This window comes from Marisediminitalea alba, assembly GCF_002993365.1.
GTDB classification, from domain to species: Bacteria; Pseudomonadota; Gammaproteobacteria; order Enterobacterales; family Alteromonadaceae; genus Alteromonas; species Alteromonas alba.
This window is the reverse complement of sequence record NZ_PVNP01000118.1, coordinates 19,727-36,990: the sequence shown is the minus strand read 5'-3', so window position 1 is coordinate 36,990 and position 17,264 is coordinate 19,727. Positions and strand designations below refer to the sequence as shown.

Annotated in this window: 20 protein-coding genes; 13 read left to right on the top strand and 7 right to left on the bottom strand. The window is 45.1% G+C overall.

Translation table 11 applies throughout. The annotated features are described in order from the left end of the window. The 4 genes from C6Y40_RS11810 to C6Y40_RS11795 all read left to right on the top strand — a co-directional run. Window positions 1-306, top strand: a 306-nt coding sequence (locus C6Y40_RS11810) for an IS1595 family transposase (RefSeq protein WP_146129497.1), incomplete at its 5' end; no start/stop codon positions are given. Window positions 307-308: 2 nt separating this feature from the next. Continuing rightward, window positions 309-812 carry a Tn3 family transposase gene (locus tag C6Y40_RS11805; RefSeq protein ID WP_105934770.1) on the top strand — a complete coding sequence of 168 codons (504 nt, stop codon included), beginning with the start codon at window positions 309-311 and terminating at the stop codon, window positions 810-812. A 115-nt stretch (window positions 813-927) separates the two neighbouring features. After that, window positions 928-1,317, top strand: a complete 390-nt coding sequence (locus C6Y40_RS11800) for a YybH family protein (protein WP_105934769.1) — start codon at window positions 928-930, stop codon at window positions 1,315-1,317. Between the two features lie 305 nt (window positions 1,318-1,622). Continuing rightward, the gene (locus tag C6Y40_RS11795) at window positions 1,623-2,345 is read left to right on the top strand and encodes a PEP-CTERM sorting domain-containing protein (RefSeq protein WP_105934768.1); all 723 of its coding nucleotides are present in this window, start codon (window positions 1,623-1,625) and stop codon (window positions 2,343-2,345) included. 193 nt (window positions 2,346-2,538) lie between these two features. Here the strand turns inward: C6Y40_RS11795 and C6Y40_RS11790 are convergent, their stop codons facing one another. Next, window positions 2,539-3,573, bottom strand: coding sequence for a glycoside hydrolase family 62 protein (locus C6Y40_RS11790; protein WP_105934767.1), 1,035 nt, complete (start codon window positions 3,571-3,573; stop codon window positions 2,539-2,541). 437 nt (window positions 3,574-4,010) lie between these two features. On the opposite strand from C6Y40_RS11790, the gene C6Y40_RS11785 reads away from it, so the two are divergent. Together C6Y40_RS11785 and C6Y40_RS11780 are read left to right on the top strand one after the other, a co-directional pair. Beyond that, window positions 4,011-4,307 (top strand): hypothetical protein, encoded by a 297-nt coding sequence (locus C6Y40_RS11785; RefSeq protein WP_105934766.1) that lies wholly within the window; start codon window positions 4,011-4,013, stop codon window positions 4,305-4,307. Next, window positions 4,267-4,830, top strand: coding sequence for a hypothetical protein (locus tag C6Y40_RS11780; RefSeq protein ID WP_146129557.1), 564 nt, complete (start codon window positions 4,267-4,269; stop codon window positions 4,828-4,830). The genes C6Y40_RS11785 and C6Y40_RS11780 overlap by 41 nt, the downstream gene beginning before the upstream one ends. 84 nt (window positions 4,831-4,914) lie before the next feature. Here C6Y40_RS11780 and C6Y40_RS11775 read toward each other — a convergent pair whose 3' ends face one another. Continuing rightward, window positions 4,915-5,655, bottom strand: coding sequence for a hypothetical protein (locus tag C6Y40_RS11775; protein WP_146129556.1), 741 nt, complete (start codon window positions 5,653-5,655; stop codon window positions 4,915-4,917). Window positions 5,656-6,448: 793 nt separating this feature from the next. On the opposite strand from C6Y40_RS11775, the gene cynS reads away from it, so the two are divergent. After that, on the top strand, window positions 6,449-6,898 hold the full coding sequence (cynS, locus tag C6Y40_RS11770) for a cyanase (RefSeq protein ID WP_105934763.1): 450 nt from the start codon (window positions 6,449-6,451) through the stop codon (window positions 6,896-6,898). A 198-nt stretch (window positions 6,899-7,096) separates the two neighbouring features. Next, window positions 7,097-8,299, top strand: a complete 1,203-nt coding sequence (locus C6Y40_RS11765) for an MFS transporter (RefSeq protein ID WP_105934762.1) — start codon at window positions 7,097-7,099, stop codon at window positions 8,297-8,299. Here the strand turns inward: C6Y40_RS11765 and C6Y40_RS11760 are convergent. Beyond that, window positions 8,279-8,659, bottom strand: coding sequence for a diacylglycerol kinase (locus tag C6Y40_RS11760; protein WP_105934761.1), 381 nt, complete (start codon window positions 8,657-8,659; stop codon window positions 8,279-8,281). The genes C6Y40_RS11765 and C6Y40_RS11760 overlap by 21 nt on opposite strands. Window positions 8,660-8,811: 152 nt before the next feature. On the opposite strand from C6Y40_RS11760, the gene C6Y40_RS11755 reads away from it, so the two are divergent. Continuing rightward, window positions 8,812-9,942 carry a mechanosensitive ion channel family protein gene (locus C6Y40_RS11755; RefSeq protein WP_105934760.1) on the top strand — a complete coding sequence of 377 codons (1,131 nt, stop codon included), beginning with the start codon at window positions 8,812-8,814 and terminating at the stop codon, window positions 9,940-9,942. 39 nt (window positions 9,943-9,981) lie between these two features. Here C6Y40_RS11755 and C6Y40_RS11750 read toward each other — a convergent pair whose 3' ends face one another. The 3 genes from C6Y40_RS11750 to C6Y40_RS11740 form a co-directional block, all read right to left on the bottom strand. Then, window positions 9,982-10,407 (bottom strand): universal stress protein, encoded by a 426-nt coding sequence (locus C6Y40_RS11750; protein WP_105934759.1) that lies wholly within the window; start codon window positions 10,405-10,407, stop codon window positions 9,982-9,984. A 116-nt stretch (window positions 10,408-10,523) separates the two neighbouring features. Next, window positions 10,524-12,155, bottom strand: a complete 1,632-nt coding sequence (locus C6Y40_RS11745) for an FMN-binding glutamate synthase family protein (protein WP_105934758.1) — start codon at window positions 12,153-12,155, stop codon at window positions 10,524-10,526. A 13-nt stretch (window positions 12,156-12,168) separates the two neighbouring features. Next, window positions 12,169-13,056: a cation diffusion facilitator family transporter gene (locus C6Y40_RS11740; RefSeq protein ID WP_105934757.1), complete on the bottom strand. Its 888-nt coding sequence runs from the start codon at window positions 13,054-13,056 to the stop codon at window positions 12,169-12,171. Window positions 13,057-13,299: 243 nt separating this feature from the next. Here C6Y40_RS11740 and C6Y40_RS11735 point away from each other — a divergent pair, with 243 nt between their 5' ends. The 4 genes from C6Y40_RS11735 (at window position 13,300) to bfr (C6Y40_RS11720) (ending at window position 16,618) form a co-directional block, all read left to right on the top strand. Beyond that, the gene (locus tag C6Y40_RS11735; RefSeq protein WP_105934756.1) at window positions 13,300-13,770 is read left to right on the top strand and encodes a hypothetical protein; all 471 of its coding nucleotides are present in this window, start codon (window positions 13,300-13,302) and stop codon (window positions 13,768-13,770) included. Between the two features lie 202 nt (window positions 13,771-13,972). Further along, window positions 13,973-15,535: a cation:proton antiporter family protein gene (locus C6Y40_RS11730; RefSeq protein WP_105934755.1), complete on the top strand. Its 1,563-nt coding sequence runs from the start codon at window positions 13,973-13,975 to the stop codon at window positions 15,533-15,535. 139 nt (window positions 15,536-15,674) lie between these two features. Beyond that, the gene (gene bfr, locus C6Y40_RS11725) at window positions 15,675-16,151 is read left to right on the top strand and encodes a bacterioferritin (RefSeq protein WP_105934754.1); all 477 of its coding nucleotides are present in this window, start codon (window positions 15,675-15,677) and stop codon (window positions 16,149-16,151) included. Then, on the top strand, window positions 16,151-16,618 hold the full coding sequence (bfr, locus tag C6Y40_RS11720) for a bacterioferritin (RefSeq protein WP_105934753.1): 468 nt from the start codon (window positions 16,151-16,153) through the stop codon (window positions 16,616-16,618). Before bfr (C6Y40_RS11725) ends, bfr (C6Y40_RS11720) begins: the two co-directional genes overlap by 1 nt. Before the next feature lies 1 nt (window position 16,619). Here the strand turns inward: bfr (C6Y40_RS11720) and C6Y40_RS11715 are convergent, their stop codons facing one another. Further along, window positions 16,620-17,087, bottom strand: coding sequence for a hypothetical protein (locus C6Y40_RS11715; protein WP_105934752.1), 468 nt, complete (start codon window positions 17,085-17,087; stop codon window positions 16,620-16,622). Window positions 17,088-17,264 lie beyond the last annotated feature (177 nt).

Sequence of the window (17,264 nt, the reverse complement as noted above, 5' to 3'; positions counted from 1 at the left end):
AAATTAGAGAAAGACAGTGTGTTGTGTAGTGATGGCTATAAGCCCTACATAGCTCTTTCTGAGAAAAATGATTTAATACACAAGCGCTTAGATGTGGCAGGAGGAATTAAGGTGATAGATAAAGTCTTTCACATTCAAAATGTTAACGCCTATCACAGCCGTCTGAAAGCGTGGATAAAACGGTTTCACGGAGTAGCCACAAAATACTTGGAACACTACCTGGGTTGGTTCAGGTTTATGGATAATCCAGAAAACCTTAACGAAAACAGGCTCTTTTCGATTCAACAACAGTTAATCCGAACATAGCCATGAAATTAAAACGCTGTAGTTCATCTCAGATGCTCAAAATGCTATCCAGCAGTGAGCGTGATAATACTTTGTATAAGGCATTTAAAGAATTCGGTAGGTTGCTAAAAACCCACTTTATTCTCAATTATGTAGACGATGAAGAATTAAGACAAAATATTCAAAAGCAGCTCAATAGAGTTGAGCTGGGGCAAAAACTTGCTGATAAAGTACTTTTCGGCAGAAATGGCAAGCTTCAGGTTGGTTTGCACGATGAAGTTCAGTTGGTGATGGCTAGCAATACTTTACTGCGCAATATGATAATTCTATGGAACTACCTTTTCCTCTCTGACTACTGCTTAACACTCGATTCTGAAGAACAACGCGCAAAAGTAATAGAGTCAATTTCAACAGGCTCAGTCATTGCTTGGGCCCATATTAACTTTATGGGTATTTACGAATTTAACCCAGTAGGTAAAAGCAGGTTTAATGCAACTTTGAAGCAGATGCGCAATGTTTCCATCTAGGTTATTACCTATTATCAATGGGTTAGCTCATCATGTCGTAATCTAGTGACCTATACGGTGGTTCAGCCGTTTATCAGTCTTTGCGGCATCACCTAACGTTAAAGAGACTATAACCATGAAACAATCAATCACTGAGTTACTTAGCCGTTTACATCAAGCTGTGAATAACGGAGATCTGCATACTATTTCAAATTGTTACAGCGATAATGCAAAAATCGTTGCGCAGCCATTGGGTCAGCAACAACACGATAGCATTACTGCACTACAGGCTTTTCAGAAAAAGTATATGCCGTCTCATCTGGTGACCACTGGTGATGAGATCGTTATTGAGGCTGGTGATATTGCACTGGTTATAAGCAAATTGTACCTGGTACCTAAAGCTACGCCGTTGGCAACACCGTGTGAAGGAAAACGCGCACTTTATGTGATGCAGCGCCAGTCAAATGGTGAATGGCGCTGTATCATCGATAATTTCTTTGGTACAGATTTGCTCGACTTTGCTTAATCATTGAAAAGGTTCAGGGCCGAATCTGTTTGAGGCCCTATTTTTCAACAGTTAACAGATGGGTAGTGTCTTGATTCACTTCCTGTGTCTATCAATAAAGGGCTGCTTGCGCAACATTAAACTAAGTTATTAAAAAGATTGTCAGATATTTTTACATTATATGTATAATTATTGAACAGTGAGACTTAGGTCTTTGTTTTTAAATGAGTATATTAATGGCTCGCTTTATGCTTCAACAATTAGTAGCCAGACCATACCTATTAGGTTTAGTCACCAGTAATCATAATTAGTAAAGGAAGTATTTCATGAAGCAGTTGATCTTAACGCTAATGCTCAGCACCACCCCACTAGTAAGCCAGGCAGCCCTTTTGTACAGCAACGGCCCAGTTGTTGATGGAAGCGGTTTATCTATTCTTGCACCAACAGCAAATGTACTTGGATTTGGTGCGCAAACGAACAGCGCTAATGCCGTTGCCGATGATTTTTCTATTGCAGTTGGTGAAAGCTGGACCATCACTGATCTGGATTTCTTTGGTTACCAAACCGGTGCATCCTCGTTCACCTTTGAAAGTGTAAACTGGAGCATTGTGTCAGGAGATATAAATACCGGTACGGTAATCGCTTCGGATACCAGTTTAGTGACCAATGGTGGTTTACAGGGTTACAGAGTAACATCGTCTACTACTTCAGATACCAACCGCGGAATTTACCTTGCTAACGCAGATATTGACGATCTATTTTTAGGCGCTGGTGATTACTGGTTACGTTGGAGCCTCACAGGTAGTGATTCTTTCTCAGGACCATGGATACCTGTGGTTTCAGATGCTCGTACTGGCAATGCGCAACAATCTACAACGGGTTTGTTTAACACTGTTACCGACAGCGGTAACCAACTTACCGTTGAGTTGCCATTCAGCGTTAATGGTTCAACTACTACAAATGATGTGTCTGCACCTTCTGTATTAGCAATTTTCGGCTTAGGTTTACTTAGCCTGGCTGGTGTACGTAGACGTAAAACTGCCGCTTAACCTTATTGCTTAACGAAATTACCATCCGGTTTAAAACGGGACTCCACTGAGAGTCCTGTTTTATTACTTCGAAGGTCAAAAACCGTAACTTTACCCACCTTTTAACAAGGTTCAAATTAAACAGCAGATATACTAATGCTTTCTAGCCCTGCTCTGCATCTCCCTAGTGTTCATAACAAGCAAGAAGCATATTCTATTTAAGCGTTAATACGCCTAGTTTGTAAGGCTCACCACCGTAACCACCATTCAGCGATGGTCCGGAATCACCCTGGAACACGAACTGCAGGTTACACGGATCAATGGTGAGGTATTCATCGTAGCCCGAACGGACCATTTCACCGTGACTGATCCCGTCTGCCCACTTTCCTTCAACCCAGTCTACGTTAGCATTTCCGGCAAAGGGGTTTTGTTCGGTATCAGCCAGTGGCGACCATGGCCCATCCAAATCTGAGGCCGTCCAGGAACGGAAGTACCTGGGTCCATATGCACCACCTTCACTGTTATAGGCTTCCACCAATAACAGGTACTGGTCGGTGCCGTCCACTTTGTATACATTGGCCGCTTCAAATAAGAAACTGTTGCCGTTACCGCGATGGTCTTCCATTACCACCTCGTAGCCCACAAAGTTTGGAAAGTTTTCTCTGGACGTTTTGGATTTATAGAGCACGCCATCGTCTCGGGAAAAGAATAAATGACAATTCACATCATCACAAATTACCCAGTAATCAAGCTCTGGCTTGCCTTGCTCAATAGGAGGCCCGTCTTGCAGAAAATCTTTTCTGGCGGTCCAGCTGTTTACATCCGTTATATCAGTGGTTGTTGAATAGCCCCGCCCCCATTGCGTAAAGTTATACCACTTGTTATGCGGGCGGTAATAAAACACCTGCGGCGCAACCGTGTTGCCCACTTTAGTGCCATTCATAGGTTGTTGAACAGCCTTCGACGCGTTTTGCCAGTCGGCAAAGCTGAAGTACACCGATTTCCAGTTACCATCGTTTATCGTGGCCCAAATATGGTACGTATCTTCATAATAAACTACAGAAGGATCTTTAATACCGAATATCCCTTCGTTTGGAGATACGAGTGCCGAACTGGCTTCCCATTGAAATGTAGACGGTAATGGACAGGTTTTAGCAACCTGGAGGTTATCTGAACTAGTTGTTCCTGTGCATCCTGTCAACCATACGGATGCCAGCGCTACACCTAACACCTTTTGTTTAAACTTCATCTCATTATTCCTGCTGATTTACCGTTAGTGAAATCTCCCGAAAGACAATATCCCTGTCAAGAGAATGTAAAATTATCAGCCATAGTATGAGTATCGCTACGAGATGAAATTATTTTATAAAGGAACCACTTTGCGTTATTTGCAAATTGGCCGCCAGGTTACTCTGTTAACAATGTGGTTTAAACCCTGTCCCAGGGTCCACTTTCGTGTATACGCACCTTCACTGGTAATAAGGATAAACAATCTGCTTCGTATATTTGTTACTGCAAACATAAGCAAAGCACAAAACGACTATTCAGCGACCTCAATTGTTTAGTTATCAAAGACATTTGCGTAAAGTAAATAGTTAAAATATCCTAACGTAACATGAGAGATCTAGTGGTTCAGGCTCACCTTAACTAATAAGAACATGCCAGGCATCAGGGAGGCAGCCAGTCATGCACGTTATCATTAAAGATAAATTCACCTTACTCACCGATCAGCACGACGGCGCAAAAGTTAAATTTGGTCTTGGCTTAGGAATTTTGCTGTCTGTAGCTATTGCCTGGCTGGCACTGAACCTACTCTTTCCTAAAGATATTAAATCTAACCCACCGTCAATTATGTACGAGCTGGAAGCATCTAACCGCCCTGCCACTGCAGCCGAACTCACCGAAATTTTTAATTATTACCGCAGTATCTGGCAGTTTGATCATGAATATATTCAGGCCAAAAGATGTGATTTTCCAGAATAACCTGGTATCCGATGTCCCCCATAAACGCCAGTATTTTCATGCCAGGGCTATTGGGGTTGCACCGTTGCTGGATAAGCCGCTCGATAAGTGGCTTGAGTATCTGAACAATGAACCGGCACCAGCCAGTTCCCAGGTATTTTTTGCGTTGCAGGAAATCCACAGTCGGGCGAATCATTGCGAAAGCTTGTTAAGCCTGGAAAAGTTAAAAGCATGGCATTTTGCCAACAATTACCGTGAACGTCAGTTAGCGTGCGGCACAGCCGAACAAAGAAGCCTGTTTGAATTTTTATCACTATTTAACGTTGAAACCCGCCGCCAGCCTGCTTTGATTTTCGCTGCTATAGCGATAATAGAAAATCCCTCGGTTAGAAAGAAAATGTCGGCGAGTTATGAAGCGCACCTCACCACATTAAGTGAGCTTTTTAACCGCTATGATGGCGCTGAGCGTCTGCAGGCTGCGTTGAAAAATGACAGGTCCACCCAATTAGAAATTGACTGGTATCAATACCTAAAGCAAATGTGAATAGTAAGAAAAGTAGCTGGCCTTATCACACATAAGGCCAGTAATTGCGTGGTAAACTGAAAAAATGGCACCAGAGCAAGGCGCTCAAGAAATCGCGTTGGCGTCTTCGTAAAAACGCTTTTCCAGTTCTTCGTATTCTTCGTTTAGTTCTTCAAACTGACGGTTTATTTTCTGATTAACAAAAGCAGCGATTAGTTTTCTGCCACCAAGAATAACAACCAGCGTAGCTACGCAGAATGAAATGGCTAACGATGACATATCGAGCCCCATTCTGGCAATCACCGACAGCACCAGTACCCAGGTAATAAGAGTAATAACAATACCCACGCTGCGAAGGAATGAGGGCTGGTTACCCAGTACCAGCAACAAGCTTCTGATAGAAGGATTCTTCGGTTTAATCGACGTCAGCCGATTAGCGTAGCCTTCAATGTCAATTTGATGGTTATGCTCAATCCCTTCGGCGTCAAGAAAGTCCTTGAGCCCCTGACTAAAATTAAGCGCTACACCCTTTTCTCTGGATTTATGAATTCGATAGTCCACAAAGTCAGCGGCCTTTTCCCCGTAACACGCCATTACGTCCTGATAGATGCGGTTTTGTACCTGTTTGTCAGCATATTCCCGGTAAGCAAAGTCCGTTGAACCATCATTTTTCACCCAATATACCACGGTTTCGGTGGCTACTAAGGCGCCAAAATCACTGAGCAGTTCATCGACCATTTTCTTACGAAAACTGCGCATTCTTATAGAGTTTCCAATAGCGTTACCCATCGCGGCGCCAACTGCTGCACCTCCTGCCGCCATCGCGATACCTGTATTTCGACTCATAATAAATTCCTCATTATAATTGTAAGTACCAAGCAGCCCTTTTATTCACTTTTATGGGGCTTAATAGTTTAAAACATAAGGTTGACTTCACCCTGGTACACCTCACAGACAAATCCCGCCTGTATCACTACCTTAATGACACAACTCAATGAAGTGTTATCGCTGAAGCGACAACAATTATCAAAGACACGACAAGCATACTGCATAGCGGTTATTTGCTGCGTTGCACCTTAAAACACGGCTAAGCAGCAGCTTTTATACCCAGGGCAGACCCTATAGGCAAGGTTCCTCAAAATTGGCACGGGTACCTGGATGGTAAAGGATGAAGATGCTGAACAAGTGGTAGCGATCTCGACTACATCGGTATGATGAACATCCACAGTCCGCAACCATGGGGGAACTTTGGCGATAGTGAACATTATTTTGAAGCTAATCTGGAGACGTGGAAAGCGCTGGAAAAAGTAAAGAGACAAGCCTCTTCCTCTCGGATTTACTTTTGCATGTGTCGTGGAGTTTCACGCGCTAAGGTGGTGCTTATCGGTAGGTATTATGCGCCAGTTTAGGTCATGTGTGCGGTTTTAAGTGTTACTCTAATTATTTATCTCATTGATTAATATATAATTATTAATATGGCATCGATAATGCTTCCATCTGGTGAACAAATTGATTCATAAACACGGTCTATGTGTTTGAGCAAAGACGCTTATGCTGTACCAGCTTGCTGGTAATGGCATGGGCGTTTTTTTGTGCCCAAAACTTACTATCGTTTAACCCAATACAGGAAGCTAACATCATGATTACCGATCGTACCCAGGTCACCGCAATGATCCAGTCCGCCAAAATTACCAAGGGAATTAAGTGGTCTGAAATTGCTGAAGTTATAGGTCAGTCAAAAGAATGGAGTACCGCGGCGTGTTTAGGTCAGATGGCCATGACCAAAGAGCAGGCTGAAGGTGTAGGAGCGCTGCTCGGACTCAGAGATGAAGCCGTCGCCTGGCTGCAGATTGCCCCTTATAAAGGCTCTTTACCTACAGAAGTTCCGACTGACCCGTTAATTTACCGCTGGTACGAACTGGTAAATGTTTATGGCACTACCCTCAAAGAGCTTATTCACGAAGAGTTTGGTGACGGCATCATGAGTGCTATCGACTTCTCCATGGACTTGCAGCGCGAGGAAGATCCCAAAGGCGACAGAGTTCACGTTGTAATGTCAGGTAAATTCCTGCCTTACAAGATGTATTAAAGGTTTCATTGGCTGTTCCCGGCCGGTTTCGCAGCCTAACATCGTTTAGGTTGCGCCTTTTTAGTTATTGCTATATCCATTTTAACCGAAAATCTGTTTGGCCGGACCAAACTTACACCACAGAGCCGTAGCGATCTGGTAGCATAGGGCTATTGTTAAGAAGGCTCTCACGCCCTGCTCCCAACTGTAATTTCAATAATGACGCAATCTTCAGTATTTACCTCCCGCTTTGTCTGGTTTTTGTTCGGACGAGGTATTTTTAGTGCTATCGAGTCTATTATGGCAGTGGCATTTGCCTGGCATTTGTACGAACGCACCGGCGATCCTTTCGATTTAGCGTTGGTAGGCTTGTTCCAGATTGTGCCGGTATATTTATTATTTCCTATTACAGGCTGGGCCGTAGACCACATCTCCCGCAGTAAAATTTTGCTTGCTGGTGCCACCATGCAGCTGGCGGTGCTTAGCGGTTTTGCGCTGTTAATGATGACGCCGGACTTTAACAAGTGGTTCCTGTTGGCGCTAATCAGTCTGCACGGGTGTGGTAAAGCTTTTATGTCGCCGGCACTCCAGGCAACGTTACCAAATCTGGTCCCGCCACACCATTTAAATCAGGCCGTGGCTATCACCAGTACGGTGTGGAATATTGCACTTACCGTAGGCCCGTTTGTGGCCGGTATTTTGATTGCACTGTTAGATCGTAACATCTACTGGCTATTAGTCGCCGCGGCTATTGCCACCCTAACCTGCTTTTATCAGATTCCAACCATGGGGGCAGCCAATACCGGTAAAGGTAAACGGGATTTACTCGGCGGCCTGCGCTATGTCTGGCAAAATCAAATTGTACTGGGTAGCCTGAGCCTGGATTTGCTGATTGTGTTGTCAGGTAGTGTCGTAGCTCTGCTACCAGTATATGCAGCAGACATCTTAAATGTAGGGCCTGAGGGGCTGGGGTTCCTGCGAGCTATGCCCGCGGCGGGCGCGGTATTAATGGGTATTTATTTATCCCGCTTCAAAACAGAGTTCGAAAACACCGGTACAACCCTGTTTGTTTCGCTTAGCGTATTTGCCCTGTCTATTATTACTTTTGCGCTTTCTGAAACGCTGTGGCTTGCGGCTTGCGCGCTGTTTATATATGGCGCTTCAGACATGATCAGTGTGGTCATCCGTGGTGCTGTAGTGCAATTAAATACCCCGGATGCATTCCGTGGCCGAGTGAGTGCGGCCAATTCTATATTCATCGCTTCTTCTAATCAGCTTGGTGACTTTCGCGCTGGCGCCGTTGCGGCGGCCATGGGGCCGGTTGGAGCGACTCTGCTTGGTGGCGCCTGTGCTATGGCTGTGACGGCGGGCGGCGCCTATTGGTTTAAAGATCTGCGCCGTTTAAAAAAGATCGAGAATTAACGGATACAAAATAGTGGCCCAGCAAAACAGAGCCAGCATGATTGCCACAAAAACGGCCGCCGAGCCAATATCTTTGGCCTTACCGCTGAGCTCATGAATTTCCGGGCCTATTCTGTCTACCACAGCTTCTATGGCACTGTTGAGCAGTTCTACGATAATGATTAGTAGCAGGCTACTCACCATTAGCACCCGTTCTAACACGGTCACATCCAGCCAAAAGCTCAACGTAACGCCAATTAACAGCAAGGCCAGTTCCTGACGAACCGCGGGTTCGCTTAAAAATGCGGCTTTCAGCCCTTTGATTGAATACCAGGTTGCATAATATAACCGTTTAATGCCGGTAACTTTTGTAACAAACATTACTGCTCCATAACTGCTCTGCGCATTACGCCGGGCCTATTTATACCACAATCTTCGGTCACCACTATGAATGTATGGTGTGTAGATTGCAGGATATTGATTTGGTTCATTTTCTATAGTGTCGCCTATTTAGATTAAGGGAATCTTAAGTCATGGAATTCATTGATGTTTTGACAACAAAGCAAAGCATGGTTGCTGGTGGTTGCCTTGCCATTATAGTGATTTTATATATTGCAAAACGCCTTTTTCTGGTGCGTTTGCGCGCTCAGATGCGGCAACGGGATAACGAACACAATCATTTTTACCAGGTGCTCATTCTTGCCCTCAATGCACCGCTCAACCTGACAATATTAACCATTCTGCTATGGCTGGTTCGTTACGGCTTAACCATCACCGGCGCATTAGCAAAAGAAGATACCGAGATCCTCGGCCAAAGTATTCAGGCTATGGTCATCATTACGCTCATTTTATTTGTCGAGCGCTGGGTTACTTATGCGATTAAGGTCTACGCTTCACGTTCGCCGCTGCTTAATAACACCCGCAGCATTGCCAGTGGCGCCATCAGAGCCCTGTTAATCGGGTTATGCATACTACTTGTGCTGGGTTCTCTTGGCATATCTGTTACCCCATTAATCGCCTCATTAGGGCTCACATCGTTAGCCGTTGCATTAGCACTACAACCGACCCTGGAGAACTTCTTCTCCGGCGTTCAGATCCTCATCGATAAGCCTTTTCGCATCGGCGACTTTATTGAATTGGAAAGTGGCGAACAGGGTTTTGTCGATAAAATCGGCTGGCGTTCAACCTGGATAAAAATGCTGCCAAACAATATCGTTATCGTTCCCAACGGCAAAGTATCGCAGTCGAAAATCATCAATTACTACTATCCGGAAAAAGAGCTATCGGTACCAGTGGAAGTCGGCGTTCACTATAATTCTGATTTGGAATTTGTTGAAAAAATTACGCTTGAAGTGGCCAACCAGATACTGCTCGAGCACGAATGGGGGGTAGAATCTTACGATCCCTTTGTGGTGTACCACACCTTTGATAATTCCAGCATTAACTTTACCGTAATGCTAAGAACCAAAGAGTACTTTAATCGCTTCTTTGTGAAGTCGACGTTTATCAAAGCACTGCACAAGCGGTTTAATGAAGAGAATATTGTTATTCCGTTCCCTATTACCGCGCTCAATTTACAGCAGGAAGGCGCAGAATCGGTAATGGCAGGCCGTTACGCAGAACAAGAAGACGCCGGCCAATCGGCGGTTACAGAAAACAACTAATTAATGGGCACACAGCACTACAGGCTGTGCGCCCCCTGTTTATACCTTAACGGCCAGCAAATCACACTCGATGCCGTGCAGCACTGAATTGGCTGTAGAGCCGAGCAATAACTGCACACCGCTTTGGCCATGCGTGCCCATAACGATTAAATCGGCACTGAGCTTTTTGGCCATCTCATGGATCTCTTCGGCAGCCGAACCAATCGCTACGTGCAGATGAGTTCTCGGGATACTGTGTCCGTCAGCAATACCCTGCAATTTCTTGAGCGCCTGCTCGCGCACCTCTTCTGAAAAGTCCCGCTCTAAGAACAAGCCATAGGGCTCAAAATTAGTTTGCGGATAGGCAACATATATCAGGTTTATCTTGCCCGGTGAGCCAGCCAGCTCAAGGGCCTTTTCCACCACCTTACTGTGCTCGTTAGCAAAGACATCAATTGCAACTAAAACGCTATTATAACCACTCATTGTCAGCCTCCTTGTTTGGCTGTTTTGTTTACTTTAGTGTAGTACATCTGCGCGATGACTATTTGATGTTTATCAATATATTAAGTTATCGATAAAACCGTTTTTAAACATCATCGCTAAACCGACTGGGTTTCATGATTCACCTCAGCCAGAGTATTCGCCGGCTTAAAGGTTGAGGCGCAGGCCTCCTTTAAATGTAACTGATAGGCCTTGGGTGCATCGTCTTCATCCATAAAGCTGCCCGGGTGAATTAACGGAAAGATTTCGTCGTAGCGTAATACGGTGTGCTGGTCGACCCGGCGGAAAATATGCGTACGATTTAAATGTTCAGTGCTGCTGTGACCGGTAGACGACAAAATATCCACCATGGCAAGGATGGTTTTCTTATGGAACATCGCAACCCGGCTACTTTTGTGATTAACATTCAGCCCTTTATATAATTTTGGATCTTGCGTGGCGACACCGGTTGGGCAGGTATTGGTATTACAAGACAAAGATTGCACACAGCCAATCGCAAACATCATCCCCCGGGCACTGTTGCACAAATCGGCGCCTAAGGAGAGGTTTTTCACAATCTGAAAAGCAGTGATGATTTTGCCTGAGGCAATAATTTTTATCCGCTCTCTGAGCTCAAACCCTACCAGGGCATCATCAACAAATGCCAACGCTTCTCTGAGTGGAAAACCTATGGAGTTAGAGTATTCCAGCGGTGCCGCTCCCGTGCCGCCCTCACCGCCATCCACGGTTATAAAATCGGGTGTAATCCCGGTTTGCTTCATGGCTTTACAAATTGCCAGAAACTCACTTTTTCTCCCTAATGCCAGTTTAAAGCCGATGGGCTTACCACCGGATAACTCACGTAGTTTCTGAATAAACTCAAGCATTTCCAGCGGCGTATTAAAAGCACTATGGGTAGGCGGTGATATAACGTCTTCGCCAGCAGTGACACCGCGAATATCGGCAATTTCCTGGCTGTTCTTATGGGCTGGCAAAATGCCCCCATGGCCGGGTTTCGCCCCTTGCGAGAGTTTTATTTCAATCATTTTTACCGCTGGCAGTTTGGCTTTTTCCGCAAACTGCAATTCATTAAAATGGCCATCCTTGGTGCGACAGCCAAAATAGCCCGTGCCTATCTGCCACACAATGTCGCCGCCGTTTTCAAGGTGGTAAGGCGTAAGCCCACCCTCGCCGGTATTTTGGTAGAACCCGCCCAGCGCAGCGCCTTTATTTAACGCCAATACGGCGTTTTTACTCAGGGCGCCAAAGCTCATGGCTGAAATATTGAGAATGCTGGCTGCATAGGGTTGTTTACAATCCGGCCCGCCAATGACAACCCGGGGATCATCGTCGAGCTCGTCTACGCTTAATGCAGACAGCGAATGACCAATCCATTCATAGCCCGACTTGTAGGTGTCTATTTGAGTGCCAAAAGGCACGCTGTCCATACTTCCTTTGGCGCGCTGATACACAATAGAGCGAAACATCCGGCTGATTGGCCGGCCACTGGTTTCCGTTTCCAGAAGGTACTGTTGAAAGAACGGTCGGAAATCTTCGATTATCCAGCGCATCCGGCCAATCAGAGGAAAATTAACCAACAAGGAATGTTTGTGCTGACGGGCATCGTACAAAGCCACACCGAGTAAACCGCCGGTGAGCACTATCAACCACCATAAAAATGGGAGCCACAGACTCAGTAAAACACTGACTACCAACGCAGCTATCAGATAGGTAAAAATTAACTGTCGCACATCAACTCCTTGATTATGTTGATTTAGCTGGTTCTATATGAATGATGACATCATACAGATCAAAGTCTTCTTTGAGGCGGTCCTCGAACGCATGAGACAGGGCATGCGCCGCAGTAAGCGAGAGTTGTGGATCTATCCGCAATGTAAGATCACAGATTACCTGTTCACCCATCGCCCGGCTGCGAATATCAGTGACTCGATCGATAGGCTTAAAGTCACTGACAATTGCCTCAAGCTGAGCTGGCGTAAACAACTCCTCTGTGACATCGGCGTCTACGAGTACCGGCAATGCCTGCTGAAAAAGCTCCCAGGCCAGCTTGGCAACAAACACCGCCACCAGTAAACAAAACAGGGTATCCAGCCAGTAATAGCCCAGTGCAGCGAGTTGCCACCCCACCAATACGGCTATAGAGGTCAGCACATCACTGAAAGTATGTTTAGCATCGGCGGCGAGCAGTTTTGAGCGTAGTTTCCTGGCCTGAGCCCCTTCCCACTGGCTAAGGATAAAATTAACCACTATGGCCAGAATAAGAATGACCAGTCCGGCATAGCTCTGCTGCACCACCTGACCGTGATTTTCGATAGCATAGGTTACTAATTCGAAAGCCACCACACTCAGCAGCACAGCTAAAATAAAGATAGCCAGGTATTCGAATTTCTGATGACCATAGGGATGGGAATGATCAGGTGGCTTGTGACTGATGCGCATGGCCACCACCGCGATAATATTATTCGTTAAATCCGTAAGGGAATGCAATGCATCGGCCAGTATCACCGAAGACTGGGTAATCAAACCGATGACCAGTTTTACCAGGCACAATGACAGATTTACCGTTCCTTCAATGAGAAGTACGCGGGTGATAGAACGGTTTTTTGACGTTTCCTTACTTACTGCCGACAACTAATTTTCACCTTATTATGTCAAGTAACTTTACTGCACGAATCATACAGTTAAACGCAATAAAAGTGCAAAGAACGGTTAAAAACACGTCAAATATTTGACTTTCGTAGCATTGCGTGCTCAATTAATCACCTGTAACATCGGCTACTGAAATCGGTAAGTTTACGATTCTTAACATCATAATAATCCATAAATATAAATTCTGGCATTAAATCAGCCAGATAAAATAATAAGTGCGCAAAAATGGAAAAATTAGAAACCGTAAAACGATTAGTTCGTCAGAACAATTACAGAGAAAACGACATTACCTATAAGCAATGCCAGGAGCTCGGCGTGACCGTTAATCGTGTTGGTCTGGAAATATTCGCCCGTAAACTACGAGCGATGGACAGAGCAGACGAAATCAACGCGCACAAAGAGCAGTCTATGGCCGCTCAGGCTGAACAAAACGGCAATCCTTCCTCGGGGCTGGCCTTTGAGAAGTCTTCCTATATACCCGGTTCCTTTGAGCAGAATTATTCATCGTCCGCGCAGTACTCCAACGTTACGCCATTAAATAAGGCGGAAATTCATCGCAAGCCATTGCCGAACGACCCTACCGAACGTAAACGGGAGATTACTTTCGAATTGGGTACGATTAAAGTGCGTGAATATGAGTTGCTGCAGGAACTGAATATTCTTGAGCACAGCGAGAGAATGGCCGAAGCTCACTAGTGTTGAACTTCGGTCAGCTTATTTTAGCCCGACCACTAATTAGTGCGGCATGCTTAATCGTTTATTTGCCTCACAGAGCTGCTGTATAACTAAGACATTGGCACAACGGCCTGGTTTGCGCCGTGTTTTTTGCATAACTAACTTTGCCACTCATTGAACTATCGTGATATTTTGTAGGAAACCAGTAATTCGATAGCATTTAATGGAATATATTTTTTTACTCTTCGCTTTTGTATGTGGCCTGGGCGTAAAACTTGTAGGCATCCCACCATTGGTTGGTTATCTGGTTGCCGGATTTCTGCTTAACGCATTTGGCTTTTTAGCCACTCCTGCTATTACTACATTTGCCAATCTGGGCATTACCATAATGCTGTTTACGATTGGCCTTAAACTAAATTTGAAAGATTTATCCAAACGGGAAGTCTGGGCCGGAAGTATTGCTCATACGCTGTTGTGGGTGGTTGTGATAACTGCGTTTTTAATAGCTGCCGGCGCGGTTTTGAGTGCATTAACCGGTCAGATGGACTGGCAATCTGCTGCCCTGATTGCTTTTGCCCTGTCGTTCAGCAGTACTGTTTGCGTTGTAAAGGTGCTCGAAGAAGCTGGCGAGTCGAAAACCCGACACGGCAAACTGGCCATTGGTGTACTGGTAATGCAGGACATCTTTGCGGTGGTTTTCCTGGTGGTGGCTACCGGTAAAATACCTAGTCTGTGGGCCCCGTTATTACTGTTAATCATCCCTTTAATGCCGTTATTAAAACGTGTGCTTAATCAGTCTGGTCACGGTGAGTTACTCCCTCTTACCGGGTTTATTTTCGCCCTCGGTGGCTATCATCTGTTTGAATTGGTGAACATAAAAGGCGATCTGGGCGCGTTAATCTTCGGCTTATTGTTTGCTCCTCATGCCAAAGCCTCTGAAATGGCCAAGTCATTACTGGCTTTCAAGGATCTTTTCCTGATTGGCTTCTTTTTATCGATTGGGTTAACCGCTCTGCCGGACATCAGTATGCTAATGATGTCCGGCTTACTGGTTGTGATCATCCCGATTAAGTTTATGCTGTTCTTCTGGTTGTTTACCCGTTTGCAATTGCGTGGCAGAACCGCTTACCTCGGCGGGCTGGTGCTTTCTAATTACAGCGAATTTGGCTTAATTGTAGGCGCCCTGGCAGTCAGTCTGGGGATGCTGGGTGAAAAATGGCTGGTGGTGTTGGCAGTAACTACCTCAATTTCGTTTATTTTTACCAGTATTGTGTACCGCTATTCACACAGTATTTACCAGCGCATCAAAGAACCGGTTAAGAAGCTGGAGAGTCCGGTTCGCCTTAAAGAGGATATCTATCCCGAAATTACCCGCGCTAAAATACTAGTGGTTGGCCTTGGCCGGGTTGGTATAGGTGCTTTTACGTCGTTAAATAAGATTGCAGATTCCCGCGTATGGGGAATGGATGCCGACCGCACAAAAATACAGCGGATGCGCAGAGACGGCATGAATGTGATCAATGGTGACGGTGAAGACATTGACCTGTGGGAAAACCTGGATATCCGTCATGTACAGTTGGTTCTGCTGGCCCTGCCGTCCATAGAGGATGCCATCAATATTACCAAGCAGCTAAAAAACGCAGGTTACAGTGGTAAGATAGCCGCAATTGCACGCTACGAGGATGAAGTATCTGCCCTTGCCGATAACGGTGTGGATAAAGTGTTTAACTTCTTTACCGAGGCCGGCCTTGGTTTTGCTGAAGAAAGCTTGTCTTTAGTCGAGTAATCAGGGGGTTACGCCAAATACTAACAAAGGACAAACCGATAATTGTTATCATTTGTATGTAACTGTTTTTTATAGAAAAACTTGATATGTCGTACAATACCGCCTACACTTAAGCCATTAAATGCTCAGGAATCAGATTATGCAAGGCGATAAATCGGTAATTGCCATACTAAACGAAGTGTTAACCAGTGAGTTGACCTCGATCAATCAATACTTCCTTCATGCCCGAATGTTTAAAAACTGGGGGCTGGAAGAGCTAAACGAGAAAGACTACAAAAAGTCGATTAAAGACATGAAACAAGCCGATGAACTCATCGAGCGCATTTTGTTTCTGGAAGGTCTGCCTAACCTTCAGGCGCTGGGTAAGCTGTATATCGGTGAGCATACCGAAGAAATGCTTCAGTGCGATAAAAAGTTTCAGGAAGAGCAACTTCCCCTGCTCCGTAAGGCTATCGCTCTGTGTGAAGAAAAGCAGGATTATGTGAGTCGCGATATTCTTGAATCACTACTCGAATACGAAGAAGAACATTTAGACTGGCTCGAAACCCAGGAATACCAGATTGAAAATATGGGTATCGAGAACTATCTGCAAGCACAAGTAATGGGAGACGACTAATGCAGGGTAATCAAAAAGTCCTTGAGGGCCTCAACGAACTGCTCTCATACGAGCTCGCGGCGATGGATCAGTATTTCATTCATGCACAAATGTACCTCGATTGGGGTTTCAATAAATTGTATGAGCGAATCAACCACGAATTCGACGATGAGAAAGGCCATGCCACCAAACTGATCGATCGTATGCTGATGCTGGAGTTCGCTCCGGATATGACCCAGCGTACCGGTTTTAAAGTGGGTAAAGATGTGCCGGAAATGCTCGAAAGCGACCTGCGTGTAGAGTATGAAGTGGGTGCCAAGCTCAAAGAAGTTATTGCTGTTTGTGAAGAAGCCCAGGATTACGTTACGCGTGACTTTTTAGTGGAGCTATTGGATGACACCGAAGTTGACCATGCTCACTGGCTTGAGCAGCAGCTTAAACTGATTAAAATCCTCGGCTTACCCAACTACCTGCAGTCTCAGATGTAACTTACATCTGCGTGGTGAAGAATATCCAAACCGGCTCCGGCCGGTTTTTTATTTGAACAACCATTTGCCATTGCATGGTGGGTTCTGTACAAGCACCCAGCATAAACCAGCCCTGCCACTGCCGGCTATTTTCTGGCTCAAGTGGTAGCGGAATTTTACCCATAAACATATTCACCCCTTCGATATAGGCTGAGTCTAGCTGTAGTCCCTCAGGCAATGTTACGGTTAGCGGGATTTGTTCTTCGATTGTCGGCAACCGATCCATCACCACCGTTAATGTGCCTTCTGCTAGTCCAATTTCGCAAGAATTTCCAACCAGCCAACATGACGTTTTATTATCAGGCTTATAGTTATTATTCTCGCTAAGAATATTCAGCATTCCTACTACTACCGCAGTTAGCAGAATTACCGCAAAAACAATGACATGTTTAATCTTGCGTAACCGCTCAAATGTTAAATTTTTGATCATTGATATCACTATTTTGTAAATGTCAGTTTTTCTTTATTGACTAGGATCAAGCGCTCCTAGTTTATGGTATCTTTTTATTATTAAAAACTTTATTATCCGCGGTACCAACTGGCCTGTAGACAACAAACCATAAACTATAGGCTTCAGGGGATGGCCGCAACCTCACCTGAATTACGT

What these genes read in the sequence shown, in the direction of transcription:
- C6Y40_RS11805 (WP_105934770.1), top strand. Translation starts at nt 309, where the DNA reads ATGAAATTAAAACGCTGTAGTTCATCTCAGATGCTCAAAATGCTATCC.
- C6Y40_RS11800 (WP_105934769.1), top strand. Translation starts at nt 928, where the DNA reads ATGAAACAATCAATCACTGAGTTACTTAGCCGTTTACATCAAGCTGTG.
- C6Y40_RS11795 (WP_105934768.1), top strand. Translation starts at nt 1,623, where the DNA reads ATGAAGCAGTTGATCTTAACGCTAATGCTCAGCACCACCCCACTAGTA.
- C6Y40_RS11790 (WP_105934767.1), bottom strand. Translation starts at nt 3,573, where the DNA reads ATGAAGTTTAAACAAAAGGTGTTAGGTGTAGCGCTGGCATCCGTATGG.
- C6Y40_RS11785 (WP_105934766.1), top strand. Translation starts at nt 4,011, where the DNA reads ATGCACGTTATCATTAAAGATAAATTCACCTTACTCACCGATCAGCAC.
- C6Y40_RS11780 (WP_146129557.1), top strand. Translation starts at nt 4,267, where the DNA reads ATGAATATATTCAGGCCAAAAGATGTGATTTTCCAGAATAACCTGGTA.
- C6Y40_RS11775 (WP_146129556.1), bottom strand. Translation starts at nt 5,655, where the DNA reads ATGAGTCGAAATACAGGTATCGCGATGGCGGCAGGAGGTGCAGCAGTT.
- cynS (WP_105934763.1), top strand. Translation starts at nt 6,449, where the DNA reads ATGATTACCGATCGTACCCAGGTCACCGCAATGATCCAGTCCGCCAAA.
- C6Y40_RS11765 (WP_105934762.1), top strand. Translation starts at nt 7,097, where the DNA reads ATGACGCAATCTTCAGTATTTACCTCCCGCTTTGTCTGGTTTTTGTTC.
- C6Y40_RS11760 (WP_105934761.1), bottom strand. Translation starts at nt 8,659, where the DNA reads ATGTTTGTTACAAAAGTTACCGGCATTAAACGGTTATATTATGCAACC.
- C6Y40_RS11755 (WP_105934760.1), top strand. Translation starts at nt 8,812, where the DNA reads ATGGAATTCATTGATGTTTTGACAACAAAGCAAAGCATGGTTGCTGGT.
- C6Y40_RS11750 (WP_105934759.1), bottom strand. Translation starts at nt 10,407, where the DNA reads ATGAGTGGTTATAATAGCGTTTTAGTTGCAATTGATGTCTTTGCTAAC.
- C6Y40_RS11735 (WP_105934756.1), top strand. Translation starts at nt 13,300, where the DNA reads ATGGAAAAATTAGAAACCGTAAAACGATTAGTTCGTCAGAACAATTAC.
- C6Y40_RS11730 (WP_105934755.1), top strand. Translation starts at nt 13,973, where the DNA reads ATGGAATATATTTTTTTACTCTTCGCTTTTGTATGTGGCCTGGGCGTA.
- bfr (WP_105934754.1), top strand. Translation starts at nt 15,675, where the DNA reads ATGCAAGGCGATAAATCGGTAATTGCCATACTAAACGAAGTGTTAACC.
- bfr (WP_105934753.1), top strand. Translation starts at nt 16,151, where the DNA reads ATGCAGGGTAATCAAAAAGTCCTTGAGGGCCTCAACGAACTGCTCTCA.
- C6Y40_RS11715 (WP_105934752.1), bottom strand. Translation starts at nt 17,087, where the DNA reads ATGATCAAAAATTTAACATTTGAGCGGTTACGCAAGATTAAACATGTC.